The organism is Nostoc sp. UIC 10630, assembly GCF_010747425.1.
Lineage (GTDB): Bacteria > Cyanobacteriota > Cyanobacteriia > Cyanobacteriales > Nostocaceae > Nostoc.
Genome location: NZ_JAAGOG010000015.1, coordinates 19,592 through 36,284, shown reverse-complemented (window position 1 = coordinate 36,284; position 16,693 = coordinate 19,592). Strand labels below are relative to the sequence as shown.

General features: G+C 40.4%; 11 protein-coding genes and 1 pseudogene. 6 read left to right on the top strand and 6 right to left on the bottom strand.

The window, feature by feature from the left end; all coding sequences use genetic code 11:
• Positions 1-120 precede the first annotated feature (120 nt).
• The 3 genes and pseudogenes from G1O98_RS06355 to G1O98_RS06345 all read left to right on the top strand — a co-directional run.
• Positions 121-6,105 carry a hybrid sensor histidine kinase/response regulator gene (locus tag G1O98_RS06355; RefSeq protein WP_163927780.1) on the top strand — a complete coding sequence of 1,995 codons (5,985 nt, stop codon included), beginning with the start codon at positions 121-123 and terminating at the stop codon, positions 6,103-6,105.
• The gene (locus G1O98_RS06350) at positions 6,105-7,679 is read left to right on the top strand and encodes a response regulator (protein ID WP_228058472.1); all 1,575 of its coding nucleotides are present in this window, start codon (positions 6,105-6,107) and stop codon (positions 7,677-7,679) included. The genes G1O98_RS06355 and G1O98_RS06350 overlap by 1 nt, the downstream gene beginning before the upstream one ends.
• Positions 7,680-8,017: 338 nt before the next feature.
• Positions 8,018-8,569 (top strand): annotated as a pseudogene (locus tag G1O98_RS06345) (abortive phage infection protein); the annotation flags it as partial.
• A gap of 28 nt (positions 8,570-8,597) precedes the next feature.
• Here the strand turns inward: G1O98_RS06345 and G1O98_RS06340 are convergent.
• Positions 8,598-10,103 (bottom strand): FAD-dependent oxidoreductase, encoded by a 1,506-nt coding sequence (locus tag G1O98_RS06340; RefSeq protein ID WP_163927779.1) that lies wholly within the window; start codon positions 10,101-10,103, stop codon positions 8,598-8,600.
• A 303-nt stretch (positions 10,104-10,406) separates the two neighbouring features.
• The gene (locus G1O98_RS06335; RefSeq protein WP_163927778.1) at positions 10,407-10,604 is read right to left on the bottom strand and encodes a hypothetical protein; all 198 of its coding nucleotides are present in this window, start codon (positions 10,602-10,604) and stop codon (positions 10,407-10,409) included.
• A gap of 149 nt (positions 10,605-10,753) precedes the next feature.
• Here G1O98_RS06335 and G1O98_RS06330 point away from each other — a divergent pair, with 149 nt between their 5' ends.
• The 3 genes from G1O98_RS06330 (at position 10,754) to G1O98_RS06320 (ending at position 12,267) form a co-directional block, all read left to right on the top strand.
• On the top strand, positions 10,754-11,020 hold the full coding sequence (locus G1O98_RS06330; protein WP_163927777.1) for a prevent-host-death family protein: 267 nt from the start codon (positions 10,754-10,756) through the stop codon (positions 11,018-11,020).
• A complete protein-coding gene (locus G1O98_RS06325; protein ID WP_163927776.1) occupies positions 11,017-11,325 on the top strand; it encodes a type II toxin-antitoxin system RelE/ParE family toxin in 309 nt (102 codons plus the stop codon). Before G1O98_RS06330 ends, G1O98_RS06325 begins: the two co-directional genes overlap by 4 nt.
• A 708-nt stretch (positions 11,326-12,033) precedes the next feature.
• Positions 12,034-12,267, top strand: coding sequence for a sigma-70 factor domain-containing protein (locus tag G1O98_RS06320; RefSeq protein ID WP_243458359.1), 234 nt, complete (start codon positions 12,034-12,036; stop codon positions 12,265-12,267).
• 152 nt (positions 12,268-12,419) lie between these two features.
• On the opposite strand, the gene G1O98_RS06315 is transcribed toward G1O98_RS06320, so the two are convergent.
• The 4 genes from G1O98_RS06315 to G1O98_RS06300 form a co-directional block, all read right to left on the bottom strand.
• Positions 12,420-12,650, bottom strand: coding sequence for a hypothetical protein (locus tag G1O98_RS06315; protein ID WP_163927774.1), 231 nt, complete (start codon positions 12,648-12,650; stop codon positions 12,420-12,422).
• A gap of 251 nt (positions 12,651-12,901) precedes the next feature.
• Positions 12,902-15,106, bottom strand: a complete 2,205-nt coding sequence (locus tag G1O98_RS06310) for a xanthine dehydrogenase family protein molybdopterin-binding subunit (RefSeq protein ID WP_163927773.1) — start codon at positions 15,104-15,106, stop codon at positions 12,902-12,904.
• Positions 15,103-16,104, bottom strand: coding sequence for a xanthine dehydrogenase family protein subunit M (locus G1O98_RS06305; protein ID WP_163927772.1), 1,002 nt, complete (start codon positions 16,102-16,104; stop codon positions 15,103-15,105). The genes G1O98_RS06310 and G1O98_RS06305 overlap by 4 nt, the downstream gene beginning before the upstream one ends.
• Positions 16,091-16,639, bottom strand: a complete 549-nt coding sequence (locus G1O98_RS06300) for a (2Fe-2S)-binding protein (protein ID WP_012408835.1) — start codon at positions 16,637-16,639, stop codon at positions 16,091-16,093. The genes G1O98_RS06305 and G1O98_RS06300 overlap by 14 nt, the downstream gene beginning before the upstream one ends.
• Positions 16,640-16,693 lie beyond the last annotated feature (54 nt).

The window sequence follows — 16,693 nt, the reverse complement described above, 5'->3', positions numbered from 1 at the left end:
AAAACTTTTGGACTGGCTGGGAATGCTAAATACAACACCTGAATGTCCTTTTATTTGACAGTGGTGAATAACGTTCATTAGCCTCATACCCAGTTCATCCTAATACTTAGGCTTAGAAAAATGATACCTGTTCTTCCCAGTTACAACTTTATTGAAGCTCTGTATGAAGGTGTCAATACCGTTATTTATCGCGCTTCCAAGCAGTCAGATCAAACTCTTGCGATCGTTAAAGCCCTGAAAGCCGAGTATCCCAGCCTCGAAGAACTAACCCGACTCAGACATGAATATAAAATCTCACAGACGATAGTAGATATAGAAGGAATTGTCAAGTCTCTAGCTTTAGAAAATCATCATAACGGTCTAGCCCTAATTTTGGCAGACTTTGGTGCAGAATCTCTGAAAAAGTATATTAGCGATCGCCAATTATCATTAACCGAATTTATCAGAATAGCCATTCAGCTAGCATCCACTCTCACTCAACTGCATCAAGCCAAAATTATTCATAAAGATATTAAACCTGACAATATCGTTATTAACCCAGAAACCGGGCAAGTTAAAATTATCGACTTCAGTATTGCATCGCGGTTAGAAAAAGAAAATCAAAGCATTAGCAATCCCAATTTATTAGAAGGCACTCTTGCCTATATGTCACCGGAGCAAACCGGACGAATGAATCGGTCAATTGACTACCGTACCGACTTTTATTCTTTAGGCGTTACCTTTTATGAAATGCTGACAGGTGCGCTACCATTTAATGCGGCTGACCCTCTGGAATTTGTTCATTGCCATATTGCAAAAATACCAATAGCGCCTCAAGAGTTCAATCCCAAAATTCCTTCAGCAGTTTCTGATATTGTCATGAAATTGTTAGCTAAAACTGCTGAAGATAGATATCAAAGTTCTCTAGGACTAAAAGCCGATTTAGAAACCTGTCTGACTCAGTTACAGACAGATGGAGAGATTTCCCACTTTATTGTCGGTCAACTAGATTCATACAGCCAATTTTCTATCCCGCAAAAACTCTACGGACGGGAAATAGAAGTTGCTACTTTGTTAGAAGCATTTGATCGCGTCAGTTCTGGTAGTACAGAAATGATGCTAGTTTCTGGTTACTCAGGCATCGGTAAATCTTGCTTAGTTTACGAAGTTCACAAACCGATTGTGCGCCAGCGCGGTTATTTTATCTCCGGTAAATTTGACCAGTTCAAGCGGAATATTCCTTTTGCCTCCTTAATTCAAGCATTCAAAGATTTGATGCGGCAATTGCTAACAGAAACCGATGACCAAATTGCCGTTTGGAAATCAAAATTAATATATGCTCTCGGCTCCAATACTCAAGTAATTATAGACGTTATTCCCGAATTAGAACGGATTATTGGCCCGCAGCTAGCAGTTCCTCAATTAGGGTCATCAGAATCACAAAACCGATTTAATCGGGTGTTTCAACAATTCATTCATGTATTTAGTCAACCCGAACATCCGCTAGTTTTGTTTCTGGATGACTTACAGTGGGCGGATTCAGCTTCCCTCAAGCTTATCCAGTTAATTATGACCGACCCAGATAGCCAATATCTATTGCTAATTGGTGCGTATCGAGATAACGAAGTCAGTGCCACTCATCCCTTGATTCAGACCTTGGAGGAGATTCAACAGACTGGTGCGATCGTAAATAACATTATCCTCCAGCTCTTGGATAGCGATCATGTCAACCAGTTAGTAGCCGATACTCTTCGTAGTGAAGTTTTAAAGGTAAAACCGCTAGCTGAGTTAGTTTTTACAAAAACCCAAGGCAACCCCTTTTTCTTAACTCAGTTACTCAAATCTCTTTATCAAGATAGCTTGTTATCCTTTGACTTTGAGCGCGGTTTTTGGCAATGGAATATTGAGTTTATTCAGGCAGTTAATATAACTGATAATGTCGTTGAATTGATGGCCAGTCAAATTCAAAAGCTATCTGAAAAAACACAGGGTGTATTAAAGTTTGCTGCCTGTATTGGAGACAAATTTACTTTAGATATATTGGCGATTATTAATAAAACATCTCAGTCAGAAACAGCAGCAGATTTGTGGGAAGCTCTGCAATCAGGCTTGGTTCTACCCCTCAATAATTCTTACAAAACACCGCTTGTTTTTGACTCAGAACAAATGGAGGCTGAAAACAGGCGATCGCACATTAACCAGCCCCCATCACCCATCACCTATAAGTTCTTACACGACCGGGTGCAGCAAGCATCTTATTCTCTCATTCCAGATGACCAGAAAAAACAGACTCACCTAAAAATCGGTGAATTGCTACTCAAACATACCTCGGAAACGGACATTGAAGAAAACATTTTTGAAATTGTCAACCAACTAAATGTTGGTGCTGAATTCATTACCCAACAGCCTCAAAAAGATAGACTGGCTCAACTCAATCTTATAGCTGGACAGAAAGCAAAAGCAGCAACAGCGTATGAATCATCTGTTAAATATTTAAATGTAGGTTTGGAACTTCTTGCGGCAGATAGTTGGCAGTGTCAGTATGACATGACACTCAACCTCTATGTAGAAACGGCAGCAGTAGAATTCCTCAACACTAATTTTGAACGAGCAGAAATGCTTTCTGATGTAGTTTTATCACAGGCAAAAACCCTGCTCGATCGAGTCCAGGTATATGAGACAAAAATGCAGTTTTATATTGCTAAAAACCAAATGCAAGCTGCGTTAAATACTGGACTGCAAGTGCTAAAAATGCTAGGGTTGCCTTTATCAGAAAAACCCCCGACGAGACTGACTAGATTGAATTTAGGAGGAAAACGGATTGAGGATTTAACAGAGTTGCCAGAAATGACTGATGTTTATAAATTAGCCGCACTGCGAGTCTTGATCAATCTGATTCCTCCGGTTTATATTGCAGCTCCCGAACTTTATCCCCAGGTCGTTTTTAAAATGACCAATCTCTGTCTGAAAGATGGAAACTCTCCTCTGTCAGCTTATGCATATGTACTTTATGGAATGTTCCTATGTGGCGCTTTTGAAGACATGGATTCTGGCTATCAATTTGGTCAGTTAGGCTTAAAGCTGTTAAATCAATTCAATGCTAAGGAGATGACTGCGAAAATCTATGAAACATTTAATTATTTTATCAGGCATTGGAAAGAACCAGCTATTAATACTATAGAACCGTTAATTGAGGGTGTCCAAAGAGGGCTGGAAACAGGAGATTTAGAATATGCTTCTTATTCGGCTTGTTTTTATTGTACGCATTTGTTTTTTATCGGTGAAAATCTAGAAATAGCTCTCCAGAAACAAGCACATTATATTGCTTTAATGCAAAGAACTAAACAAGAATTTCAGATTATTTATGCTAGTATAGTTCAACAAACAGGTTTAAATTTAATTAAGAAAACAGCGGAACCATATCGATTAATTGGCGAAAGTTTTGATGAAAATAAAATGTTGCCAATTCTGATAAATAGCAATAATTATATGGCTATTTATCCTATCTATGTTTCTAAACTGATTCTAGGTTATTTATTTAAAAATTACGATCGCGCTGCTGAGAATGCCTTTCTGGCAGAAAAATACGAACAAGGTGGACGAGCGTTGATGTATAGAGCTGAACACAAGTTCTACTCCTCTCTGACTCTCCTAGCTTTGTATCCCAGTGCATCAAAAAGCGATGCCTACGGCGGCAAGCTACGCCAACAATATTTCAGCCAAGTGATAGCGCAGCAGAAAAAAATGAAGCAATGGGCGTTGCATTCTCCTGCCAACTATCAGCATAAGTACGATTTAGTGGAAGCAGAAAAAGCACGAGTATTGCAACAAGATGCCAAAGCGATCGCATTTTACGATCGAGCCATAACTGGAGCCAGAGAACATGGATATATTCAGGAAGAAGCCCTAGCGTCAGAACTAGCAGCAGAGTTCTATTTTGCTTGTGGCAGAGAGAAAGTTGCTAATACCTATCTCAACGATGCCTACTATGGATATGGTTGCTGGGGAGCGAAGGCAAAAATCAAAGACTTGGAAAAAAGATATCCCCAACTATTTCGGATATCAAAGCGAGAAACCGTCAGTACGAACGCGACTCGGATAATAAGCTATACGGGTGAAAATGCTTCAGACTCGCTGGATTTAGCCACAGTTATGAAAGCATCTCAAGCCCTTTCTGGAGAAATAGTTTTGGGCAATTTGCTAACTAAATTAATTACAATTGTGCTAGAAAATGCTGGCGCTCAAACCGGCTACCTAATTTTAGAAAAATCAGGAGACTTGCAAATAGAAGCATCAAAAACAGTAGACAAAAATGATGTAACTGTGCTACAAGGAATTCCAGTATCAACCAGTCAGCAGCTACCAATTTCACTGATTAAGTATGTAGCCCGAACTAAAGAAAATGTTGTTCTCAGCAATGCAACTTGCGAAGGAACATTTACCAAAGATACATACATCGCCACCCATCAACCCAAATCGGTTTTATGTACACCGCTCATCCATCAAGGAAAACTTAGTGGCATCCTTTATTTAGAAAATAATCTTACCATTGGCGCATTTACATCAGATCGCTTAGAAGTATTACAACTGTTATCTTCTCAAGCGGCGATTTCCATTGAAAATGCTCGTCTTTATAAAGACTTAAAATTAGCCAACGCTAACTTAGAAGCCAAAGTACAAGAGCGAACTTTAGAGTTACAAGAAAAAAATGTGCATCTGCAAAAAGCAGAAGAAATCGCCCAATCAGCCAACCGTGCTAAAAGTGATTTTCTTGCCAACATGAGCCATGAACTGAGAACACCACTTAATGGCATTTTGGGTTACGCCCAAATCCTCAAGCGTGAAAAAAGTTTAACTAACTCACAAAAAGATGGTGTGAATATTATTCATCAGTGTGGCGACCACCTCTTGAACCTGATTAATGACATTTTAGACCTCTCTAAAATTGAAGCGAGAAAAATGGAACTCCACCTAACGGATTTTCATTTCCTAGATTTTCTCGAAGGCATTGCCGAAATCTGCCGTATCCGCGCCGAACAAAAAGGTATTTGCTTAATTTTTGAACAGATTACTCAACTTCCTATAGGTGTCAAGGCTGATGAAAAACGGTTGCGGCAAGCTTTGATTAACTTACTGGGTAATGCCGTTAAGTTTACTGAAACTGGAGGCGTGAATTTCAAAGTTGGCTATCAGGAAGGTAAAATTCGGTTTCAGGTGGAAGATACAGGAATTGGCATGGCACCAGAACAATTAGAAGAGATATTTTTACCGTTCCAGCAGGTAGGAGATTGCAATCGCAAAGCAGAAGGAACAGGATTGGGACTGGCGATTACCCGCCAATTAGTTCAGATGATGGGTGGTGAAATTCAGGTGAAGAGTAACTTAGGAAAAGGGAGTGTTTTCTTTTTTGATTTAGATTTGCCTGAAGTTTCTCAATACGCTGATGTTGTCAAAAAAGAGCAACGAAATATTCAAGGTTTTAAAGGCGGTAAGCGGAAAGTCATCGTAGCAGATGATAGAGCAGAAAATCGTGCAATCTTGGTTAAGATGCTATCGCCTTTAGGATTTGAAATGATAGAAGCAGTAGATGGTCAAGATTGTCTCAATAAGGCATTTGAATTAAATCCAGATTGTATCTTAATGGACTTGATGATGCCTCAAATGAATGGCTTTGAAACTACACGTCGCATTCGGCGATCGCCTGAACTAAAGAATGTGATCGTGATTGGCACTTCTGCCAGTGTTTTTGATTTCGATCTCAACAAAAGTAGAGAGGCGGGTTGCAATGATTTTCTACCTAAGCCCATCCGCATAACAGAGCTTTTAGAAAAGTTACGGCATCACTTAGAACTGGAATGGATTTATGATGATGGGGAAACTCAAGTATATAAAGGTAACAAAAAAGAAAATTCTCAGCAATCATTGGTAGCTCCCTCCGCAGACGAAATTGCGATTCTGTTGAATTTAGCAATGAAAGGCGATCTCAAACGGATTGTGGAGCGAGTTACTCACTTGGAAGAAGTGGATGTTAAATATGCACCTTTTTCTTTAGAGTTGCGTCAATTAGCTAAAGGTTTTCAAGTTAAAAAAATTCGTGAAATTCTAAAAAATATAGGGGTAAATTAATGAGTATTTCCAACATTGAAAATAGCATTATCTTAATCGTTGATGATAACCCGACAAATTTAGGAGTATTATTTGATTTCTTGGCTGACTCTGGCTTCCAAGTGTTGGTGGCGCAGGATGGCGAAGATGCAATTGAACAGGTCGAATATGCTCTCCCCGATCTAATTTTGTTAGATGTACTCATGCCTGGTATGGACGGGTTTGAAACTTGTGAACACTTGAAAGCTCAAGAATCAACTAAAGACATCCCCGTAATTTTTATGACGGCGCTTTCTGAGACGGTTGATAAGGTCAGAGGGTTGAATCTTGGGGCGGTGGATTACATCACTAAGCCGCTTCAGCATGAAGAGGTTTTAGCTCGTGTCAAAATCCATTTAAGCATCCGAAATCTGACGAAGAGACTGCAAGAACAAAATGTGCATCTAGAGCAGGAGATTCAAGAGCGAACTAAGGCAGAGAACGCCCTCTTAAAACTGACATCTGAGTTAGAAGAACGGGTGGAACAAAGAACGGCTGCACTTGGACAATCTAATCAGTTGCTGCAACAGGAAATCCAAGAGCGCATTTGTACAGAGCAAGCATTGCAGGAATCAGAAGCACGTTATCGAGAACAAGCCAATCGGCTAGAACTTGCCTTTCGCCAACTTCAAGAAACTCAAAGCCAACTGGTTCATAGTGAAAAAATGTCCAGTTTGGGGCAATTGGTGGCAGGTGTCGCTCATGAAATTAATAATCCTGTCAACTTTATCTATGGAAATCTGACTCACGCCTATCAATATACCCAAGATTTGCTCAACCTTTTGAATCTCTATGCCAAGTACACTCCCTCACCGCTACCTGAAATTCAACAACTGGCTGAAGCGATAGATTTAGAATTTTTGAGTGACGACCTACCCAAATTGCTGAGTTCGATGAAGGTTGGGGCTGATCGTATCCGCGAAATCATTCAGTCGTTACGGATTTTTTCTCGCGTGGATGAAGCCCAAATGAAGCTGGTGGATATTCACGCTGGGCTAGACAGCACGTTGCTGATTTTGCACAATCGGTTTAAAGCCAGTTCTAACCAACTAGGTATTCAACTCGTTAAAGATTATGGCGATCTACCGCTTGTGGAGTGTTATCCAGGACAACTCAACCAAGTGTTTATGAATCTACTGGCGAACGCAATTGATGCTTTGGAGGAGTATGATAAACAGCGATCGCCCCAAGAAATTTACTTTTGCCGCAGCACGATTAGGATTCGCACCGAAGTAACTGACAATGAGTTTGTGACTATTTGGATTGGCGATACTGGTCCCGGTATGACAGAGGAAGTACGCGATCGCTTATTCGACCCCTTCTTTACAACAAAACCCGTAGGTAGAGGCACGGGTTTAGGCTTGTCGATTAGCCAGGAAATTATTGTCTCCAAACATGGTGGTCAGATAACGTGCCTTTCAGCGCCTGGTCAGGGAACAGAGTTTATGATTAAAATTCCGATGCGATCACACCCTTTAGAATCAGTAAACCAAAAAGTTTTTCCCCAAGAGCAATGTCTGCGGCTAGCTACGCCTACGCTAATTAAGTTTACGTAGTTCAAAGTGCTATATTTTACTAATTACAGGATTACTACTTAGTGATTGGTCATGAAATTCGGCAAATCTGGGTTGGAAAGCAAAGAAAATGTCGAGTTTTATATGTCGTGTCAGAAAATACTGTAGCAATTCTTCATATTCGCAACAGTCGCCAATCTAATCTAGGTGAAGAATCCGAGTGAACTACTCAGACTTGCCTCCGGCTGAAATCTGAGCTTCTGTAATCACGGGGGAGTGGCTTGAAGATGAGGACTTGGGCGACATGTTAAGGGTTTTGGTAACATAGAAATTTCTCTGACATTGCAGATATTGTATGCCCAAGACTTGGAACATCAAAAGGGATGAGTCTTCCAAGTAACATCACAGACGCAGAAAGGGAAAGATTAACCGCTTTACTGCCTCTCTTGACTCATGCTCTGTGGATAGAGCAAAGACTGTACGAAATAATCCAAGAATATATCAGCAACCCCAGAAGAAAGGGTGCCAACGATTTAGCTTCAATAGATATACCTAAAACGACGTTGTTGCCTGACAGCAAGTACTCTTTTGGGTTTGGTGCGCCAACTGACCTGGCACTACCGATAATCGCATCATATCGGGTATTTCTAGACAAGGACTATAAATGGATTCTGTCGTTTGACGAATTCGCTGAAGATTTTCTCCAACACCTGTGGAATAACTATTTCCGCAAATATTTGGTGTCGGAGAAAACAGCCGGAAATACAGTCGGCACAAAAATCAGCCGCAATCAAGAGATTTGGGAAAGTTTGTATATCTCAGCGCAGAGTTATCTAAATCAGCACTTGGTGAAAATGGTTAAGTCCAGTAAGGAAGAAGAACCGAAGATGACACAAGGTAGAAAAGGGCGTGTGCAAGCAGCTAAGAAATGATGAAACCCTTAATAGGCAATAGTTAAAGCTAAAATTTCTTTAAATCTTTCACTGTCGGGCCGTGTAAAACTTCCCCCTTGCAACTGAAACGTGAACCATGACAGGGACAGTCCCAACTTTTCTCGGCACTGTTCCAAGCAACAACACAACCCAAGTGAGAACATACCGCAGAAACAGCGTGTATATCTCCTGTTTGATCTCGGTAAGCGGCAACTTTATCACCATCGACAGTGACTAGCTTTCCTTCACCGATAGCCACATCTTGCAGAGATTTATTCAATCCCTTGAGGCGATCGCCTACCCAATGAGCGCCAACTTCCAAGTTTTGCTTTATACCTTGTGGAGTGAGAAAAGGAGTGGCGCGGGTTGAATCGTACAAATCAGCCGCAGGATTTTCAATGCCTAAAATCTGGTCTGAAAGTATCATTCCAGACAAGGTTCCTTGAGTCATGCCCCACAGACTAAACCCAGTTGCCACAAAGGTATGCTTGCTTAGAGGAGTTAATTTTCCTACGTATGGTATCTTGTCAAAAGAGACAAAATCCTGAGTAGACCAACGATAGTCGATGGAATCGATATCAAAGCGAGAACGGGCATAATTTTCTAAATCTAGATATTTTTCTTCAGTATTCTCCACTGTTCCCACTTGATGACCGCCGCCACCAACAAGTAGCAATAAGCCATTCTTGTCAGGAGTAGTCCGAATAGAGTAGTATTTTTCTCCTGAACCAATGTACATTCCCACAGGTGCTTTCTGCTCTGCAATGCGCGCACCAATGATGTAAGAACGTTTGGGGTAAGTTTTAGCAAAAAATAATCCTTCATCGGTAATGGGAATATTAGTTGCAACTATGACATCCTGTGCCTGAATAATTCCCTTGTCAGTAGTAACTTGACAAAGATTATCTTCATCGACCTTCAGTACTCTTGTATTTTCAAATACGTAACTTCCATTACCAGGAATCTGCTTGATCAGGTGTAAGAGATATTTGCGAGAGTGAAATTGTGCTTGGTTGTCAAACTTAACAGCACCAACAATAGGAAAGGGCAAGGAAGTTTCACGAACAAATGTGGCGGGTAGTCCGATTTTTAGTGCTGCTTCTACCTCTTTTTCAATGTCCTTGAGATGATCTTCGGTTTCTGCGAAAGTATAGGCACTTTGGCGACTAAAATCACAGTCGATTTGTTGTTCAGTAACTGTTTTAGCAACGAATTCTAGTGCTGCTTGGTTTGACTGTGCATATATCTGTGCCTTTTTTTCACCATGATTTTTAATCAAATCGGCATAAATCAATTGGTGAAGTGAGGTAACTTTGGCTGTAGTATGACCGCTAACACCAGTAGATATTTGTTGCGATTCAATTACAGCAACGGTTTTACCTGCGCGTTTAAGTAATGTTGCAGCAGTGATTCCCGCAATACCTGCACCAACAATTGCAACATCCACAGATAGATTATTGATAAGTGGTGGAAAATTAGCTGTGGGTGTTGAGTCAATCCAGTAAGAAATGTGCTTTCCTGATATATTAGGCATATTTTTTTGAGATAGTGTTCGATAAATCCAATTCTTTGATGACAGAGTTAGCCTTCAAAATAAAGGTCAGGCTGACATAGTTAGTTTTACTTGCTTCATTCGTGATTTTTTGACTTCAATAAGGGATAATGTGCCACTTTATTTGTCAATTTTGATTTATACGAATACTGTTCAAACTTATATTTAAAATAGACGTTTTTTCATATAAAACAAAACTATCTTACGGATAAGCTTGCTTGAGAAATTAGAAGAGATATATCAGCCATCAGACAGATAGTAATATAAAAAATAAAGATAACCCATCTAAGCCGTAACTCTTCTGTGGATTGGCTGTTGCAGGGATTGGGGATTTTGCCAAACCGTATCTTTCACGGGAGCAATCGAAACTGCTGGCGGCTGTTGAGAGAGAGTACAACCTTGTATGGAGACAGCAAAAGTGAACTTGATTGTTAATGCAACAAATACACAATGCAACAGTGCAAGAAATAACTCGTTTTTCACTTAGCTTGCGACAAGGTACGCCAGAACCCTGATTATTTCGTTGAGATTTTTCAATTAGTCTGCGAACCGACACGTTTAAAGTGCTATCGTCTGCACTTCTAGCTATAATTAGCCATACTAGAAACAGAAATCTCATCTATATAACTGTAATGACGATCAAAGAATTGCTATTACAAGAAATTGACAACACTCCAAACGAACTACTAGAGGATCTACTTGGGTTTTTGAAATCACTCAAAACATCTCCAAAACATCCACTAGCCACATATAGAGAACTCTTAGAACGCATTGATTATCTAGAAGCAATAGTAGGTATTCGTAAAGGACTAGATGAGTTTGAGCAGGGTGAAGGAATTCCGTCCGACCAAGCCTTGGCAGCCCTAGAACACAAACTAGGCATTCCGCCTCGCCCATGAGTTACCAGGTTCTCATTCAACCCACTGCCTTTCAAGAAATCGAAACATCCTATCGTTGGATGTGCGACAATCTGAGTGCTGAAGTAGCCAATAGCTGGTATTATGAAATTCAAGACGCTATCGCTTCACTGAAAGAATTTCCTAATCGCTGTAGCATAGCACCAGAAGCACCAGTAATTGATCGTGAAATTCGGCAACTCTGGGTTGGAAAACGAAGAAAATATCGAGTTTTATTTGTCGTGTCAGAAAATACTGTAGCAATTCTTCATGTTCGCAACAGTCGCCAATCTGATCAGGGAGAATAGCACGAAGAAAAGCGTAAATCCCTGGTATTTCTGGATGAAAGAGTATGGAGTTGCTCCCTTCGAGTGTGGGGAATTAAGAAGATGTTGAACTCCTTCCTTGACGCACTCGCATTTAATTGTCTGAAACAGTACAGCCAACACCTTGTCAGCAAGGAGGTTTCACATAAATCTTCGTGCCATCATTCGGTATAGGGGAAAAACTCTTGTCCCCCATGCCCTACCTGACTTTTCCAGTTATCCAGTTAAGTCAGGAACTCTCAAAATAGCTTGGGTAATACCAGCTAATTAATTCTCAACAAGTTAAGTTTAATGACAAAACTTACCAGAGATAGAACTTTGGAATGGAGGTATAGTAAGCGCTCACTGGATACCGTTATAGATGATTGTGTTCTAGGTTGAATTGGCACTAAGAAAAGCTGAAACCTCCTTGCTGGCAGGGTGTGGGAGGTGTGGGAGGACGAGGAAGAAGTCTTACCCCCCCATTCTCCCCACTCCCCCACTCAAAAAGCAAGTTATATCCAAGTTATATCAGGGCTTTGCGATTAACTTAGTACCATTTTGTTCTAGGTTGAATTTATTTATCGCAATCTCAGGTTAATATTTTTTAGCTGTTAAATCAGGAAAATTAATTCAGCGATTTGATTTATACTTTTAAATTCGTCTAAATATCAAAAAAAGTTTTATTGTATGTCCAGCCTGAGTCCAGACATGGTTCGTATCTATTTGCAAGAGATTGGTCGTTACCCAATGCTAACCGCAGACCAAGAAATTGCTTATGGCAGGCAGGTACAGCAAATCATGGCAATTGAGCAAAGAAAAAATGAACTCACCCAACAACTAGATCGTGAGCCAACAATGGTCGAATTAAACGAGTTCGTCAAATTCAGCAGCAAGCAATCACTGTTCTACGTCGTCAAAAAACTGAAATTCAACAGTATTTAGTTTCGTGAGAAGCACTCATTGATGATATTTTAGGGGCTAATTAGCAAAAAAAGAAGTGTGGAGGTAGGGTTGCAAGTTTGGGTGTAGGGAAAGACAGAAAGTCTTACTACACCCCACACCTTTTGATTTTTCAGATACTGTGAAAAGTTAGGTTAAACAAGAAGATCAATCTTTTTGAAAGGTTCAATTAAATATCTACGTCCACCGCCTCTATAAGGTACAGGGGTACTGGGAGTATTAGATTTGGTAATTTCTAAAAATAACTGTTGTGTTTTATAAGTAGGATACAGGGTCTGAGATAATTTATTTATCTGTATTTGGTCATTAAGACTTAGTAAACTAAACAGGAAAGTCAAGACTAAAACATAAGATGTAAAAGGCATAGTTAATAGCTCTATGTTATCTCTATTAACTAATACCTAGTATTTTTAAATTATCCGGTAAATATATCTAAATATAATGGCAAGAGTGTCTTAATTTTGGGTTGATATCGCAATATAACTTGGTTTGAATACGACTATTATATAGATATTTAACAAAAAAACTAATGAAAAAAGTCATGGATTTGACCATGACTTTTAGCACAAATAAATGATCGTTTTAGTCCATGATGTTTTTTAATAATCTAGAAATTTTAATCAATCCCGGATTCAGAAAACTTGTCTAGTGTAATTGGTAGGTCACGAATCCGTTTACCTGTGGCATGATACACTGCATTAGATATAGCTGCTGCTACCCCAACAATCGGAAGTTCACCCAAGCTTTTTGTCCCTAGAGTATTCACATAAGGATCGTGTTCCCCAATAAATAGTACTTCCATATTTGGGATATCTGCATGAACGGGAATCAGGTAATCAGAAAGGTTAGCATTAACTATTCTGCCCTGATTTGTATCCATTACAGTTTTCTCCATCAGCGCCATACTGATTCCCCATGTAATCCCACCGAGAACCTGACTTCGCGCTGTCTTGAAGTTGAGAATTCGTCCTGCATCATAAACTCCTACGCAACGTCTAACTTTGATTTCTCCCAACACTTCATCGACTGCTACTTCCACAAAAATTGCACCAAATGAGTGTTTGGCGTATTGCTTACCCTCTGGGTTGAGTGAGGTTTGCTCTGTGACTTCTAAACTTTCTAATTCGTGACGGCGCAGAATATCGGTGTAGCTGTCTCTTTTGGAATGATCGTGTTTTAAAAATATTTGCCCTGACTCGACGGTAATATCTTCTGCTTGAGATTGATAAAGCGGAGAATTTGGATCTTTGCTCGCCATTTGGATTATTTTATCCCGTGCAGCGATCGCAGCTTTATACACCGCCGGGGAAACACTAGCAACTGTAATTGAGTTACCCGTAATGGGCGCTTTCGGAAAATTGCTATCACCTAGTTCAAACTGCACTGATAAGCCTAATACCTCAGCAGCTACCTGCGTCATCACTGTATAAGTACCTGTACCAATATCTTGGGTTCCACTTTGTAGCCGCACCTTTCCACTGGCAAAAATTTCTACTTTGACTGATGCAGTTTCAACATTAGTGGGGAATGTTGCACTAGCCATTCCCCAACCAATTAGGAAATAACCATCTCGCATGGAACGGGGAATTGGGTTGCGTTGGAACCAACCAAAAATTTCTCCCCCTTTTTGGTAACATTCTTTTAGGAACTTACTTGACCAAGGTAATCCTTGGTGGGGATCGATATCTGCATGATTTTTTAGTCTTAGTTCAATTGGGTCAATATTTAAGGTGTATGCTAGTTCATCCATTGCTGACTCTAGGGCAAACATCCCTGTCGCTTCTCCTGGCCCACGCATAAAGGTTGGTGTGGCGGCGTTGATACGTGCTAGACGGTATTTAATTTCCAGATTTGGACAGGCGTACATCATTGTTGTTGCTGCACCAACTGGTTCTACAAAGTCATCATATAGCGATGTTAAGGATGTGCCAATGTGATGAATAACGGTTAGTTTACCTTCGGTGGTTGCACCTAGCGTTAGCTGCTGCTGAGTTTGGGATCTGTGCCCGCAAGCTGTGTACATTTGCGATCGCGTTAGCACAACTTTTACAGGGCGTTTTACTTGACGAGATGCGATCGCAGCTAAAATAGTATGCGATCGCAACAATGCCTTACAACCAAATCCTCCGCCTAAATATTTAGAGATAACACGGACATTTTCTTGAGGAATATTCAGAACAGATGCGATCGCTTTTTGGGTTGCGGAAATGCCTTGAGTAGTTTCATACAGCGTCAAATTATCTCCTTCCCAGATTGCGATCGTTCCAGAAGGTTCAAGGGGATTATGATGCTCCATTGGTGTGGTATAAATCTGCTCCACCAGGACATCCGCTTGCGCTTTTGCAGCTTCAACATCCCCTCTGGTGATTTTACCTGGCATAGTGCCAAAAAATATTGATTCGGGTTCAAATATCTCTGCATCTGCTACTGTGACTATCGCAGTGGCTTCTTCGTAGATAATTTTAACTAGGGAGGCAGCGGTTTCGGCTTGTTCTAAAGTTTGGGCAATTACAATGCCCAAATGTTGACCATCGTGGTAAATATTATCGTCTTTTTCGGTTGGTTGAGGCTGGGGAGATGAAAAGAAGGGGATTTTTACCAGAGATGGAGTTTGTTTGTAGGTAATGATATCTACAACACCAGGGACGGCGGTGGCGGCGGATGTATCTATTTGGATAACTTTACCGCTTGCGATCGCACTTTGAAAAATCACTCCATAAGTTAAATTTTCTATAGCAACATCGGCTGTATAGGGTGCTTCTCCGGTAACTTTGAGTTTGCCATCAACGCGATCGAGCGGTTTACCGATAATTTTATTCATAATTTTTCTGTCACAACTGAAAGCGCACGTACCAAAGCGCCTTTGACTAATTCAATTTTGAATTCATTATGTGTTTGCGGTTTTGCTTCTTTAACAGCTGCTTCTCCTGCGGCTGTAAAGGTAGCTTCGTTAATTGCTTTACCTTTGAGAAATTCCTCAGCATCCCTTGCACGCCAAGGTTTGGGTGCTACCCCACCAAAAGCGATTCGTGCTGATTGAATTATGTCCTGTTCTAACTCTACGGCAATAGCTACGGAAACGAGAGCAAATTGGTAGGAAGCCCGATCTCTAACTTTTAAATAATAGGACTTATATACAGAATTTGGAACTTCAATAGCAACGATTAATTCTCCAGGCTGTAATAAAGTTTCTTTTTCTGGTGTATCACCTGGTAAGAGATAAAAATCATGAATTGAAATTTGACGTTCTTTTTCTACCCCTTGGATGTAAATTATCGCATCTAATGCCGTTAATGCTACAGCTAAATCGGAAGGATGAACGGCAATACAATGTTCACTTGCTCCGAAAATAGCGTGCATTCGATTGTAGCCTGTAATTGCGGCACAACCTAAACCTGGGGTGCGTTTATTACAAGGAAAAACCGGATCGCGAAAGTAGCCACAACGGACTCGTTGTAGTAAATTACCGCCCACTGTTGCCATATTTCGTAGCTGCGGTGAAGCACTTTGTAACAATGCTTGGCTAATTACTGGATAACATTCCTGAATTTTGGGATGAAAAGCCACATCACTCATACGAGAGATTGCACCAATACGGATTCCATTCGCAAGAGATACAATATCTGTTAAGGGCAAACTATTAATATCAATTAATATATTCGCTGTTTGAACTCCATCTTTCATTAATCCCAGTAAATCTGTGCCACCAGCGATAAATGCAGCAGTTTCGTTTTGTTCAACTGTAGCGTTCCCGCTTCGGGTTGCCGCAGGCATCGCAGTATCTTGTGAAGTAACTTTAGCATAACTAAATGGCTGCATTTTCCATTTCCTCTAGCACATCCCGGATCGCCGCAATAATATTTGGATATGCTCCACAACGACAAAGGTTTCCACTCATTTTTTCTCGAATTTCTGCCTCAGATTTTGGTGGTTCTTCTAATATCATCCCTACGGCTGATACAATTTGACCCGATGTGCAGTACCCGCATTGAAAAGCATCATGGGTGATAAAGGCTGTTTGCATGGGGTGGAGTTTGTCATCTTGCGCTAATCCCTCAATCGTGGTAATTTCAGCGTCGATATGCATTACTGCTAGAGTCATACAGGAGTTAATTCGGCGACCATTGATTAGAATAGTACATGCACCACATTCACCACGATCGCAAGCTTTTTTAGTGCCCATCAAACCCAGCTTTTCTCGGAGTGCATCTAGTAAAGTAACGCGAGGTTCTAGTTTTACTGAGTAGGAGATATTATTGATATTCAGCGATAATTCTACTTCTTCGGAAGCAAATATTTGCAACTTTTGGGTAAGAGAGTTTGAAGTGATTGGAGCTAAAAACTTTTCTTCCATGTTGAATATGATACTAATAGTTTTTTCAGATATTTATTGGATTTGATCTCACAG

Bases quoted from the DNA above. Each gene is read 5' to 3' on its own strand.
- G1O98_RS06355 (WP_163927780.1), top strand. From the start codon at position 121: ATGATACCTGTTCTTCCCAGTTACAACTTTATTGAAGCTCTGTATGAA.
- G1O98_RS06300 (WP_012408835.1), bottom strand. From the start codon at position 16,639: ATGGAAGAAAAGTTTTTAGCTCCAATCACTTCAAACTCTCTTACCCAA.
- G1O98_RS06325 (WP_163927776.1), top strand. From the start codon at position 11,017: ATGAGTTACCAGGTTCTCATTCAACCCACTGCCTTTCAAGAAATCGAA.
- G1O98_RS06350 (WP_228058472.1), top strand. From the start codon at position 6,105: ATGAGTATTTCCAACATTGAAAATAGCATTATCTTAATCGTTGATGAT.
- G1O98_RS06310 (WP_163927773.1), bottom strand. From the start codon at position 15,106: ATGAATAAAATTATCGGTAAACCGCTCGATCGCGTTGATGGCAAACTC.
- G1O98_RS06315 (WP_163927774.1), bottom strand. From the start codon at position 12,650: ATGCCTTTTACATCTTATGTTTTAGTCTTGACTTTCCTGTTTAGTTTA.
- G1O98_RS06340 (WP_163927779.1), bottom strand. From the start codon at position 10,103: ATGCCTAATATATCAGGAAAGCACATTTCTTACTGGATTGACTCAACA.
- G1O98_RS06330 (WP_163927777.1), top strand. From the start codon at position 10,754: ATGACGATCAAAGAATTGCTATTACAAGAAATTGACAACACTCCAAAC.
- G1O98_RS06305 (WP_163927772.1), bottom strand. From the start codon at position 16,104: ATGCAGCCATTTAGTTATGCTAAAGTTACTTCACAAGATACTGCGATG.
- G1O98_RS06320 (WP_243458359.1), top strand. From the start codon at position 12,034: ATGGTTCGTATCTATTTGCAAGAGATTGGTCGTTACCCAATGCTAACC.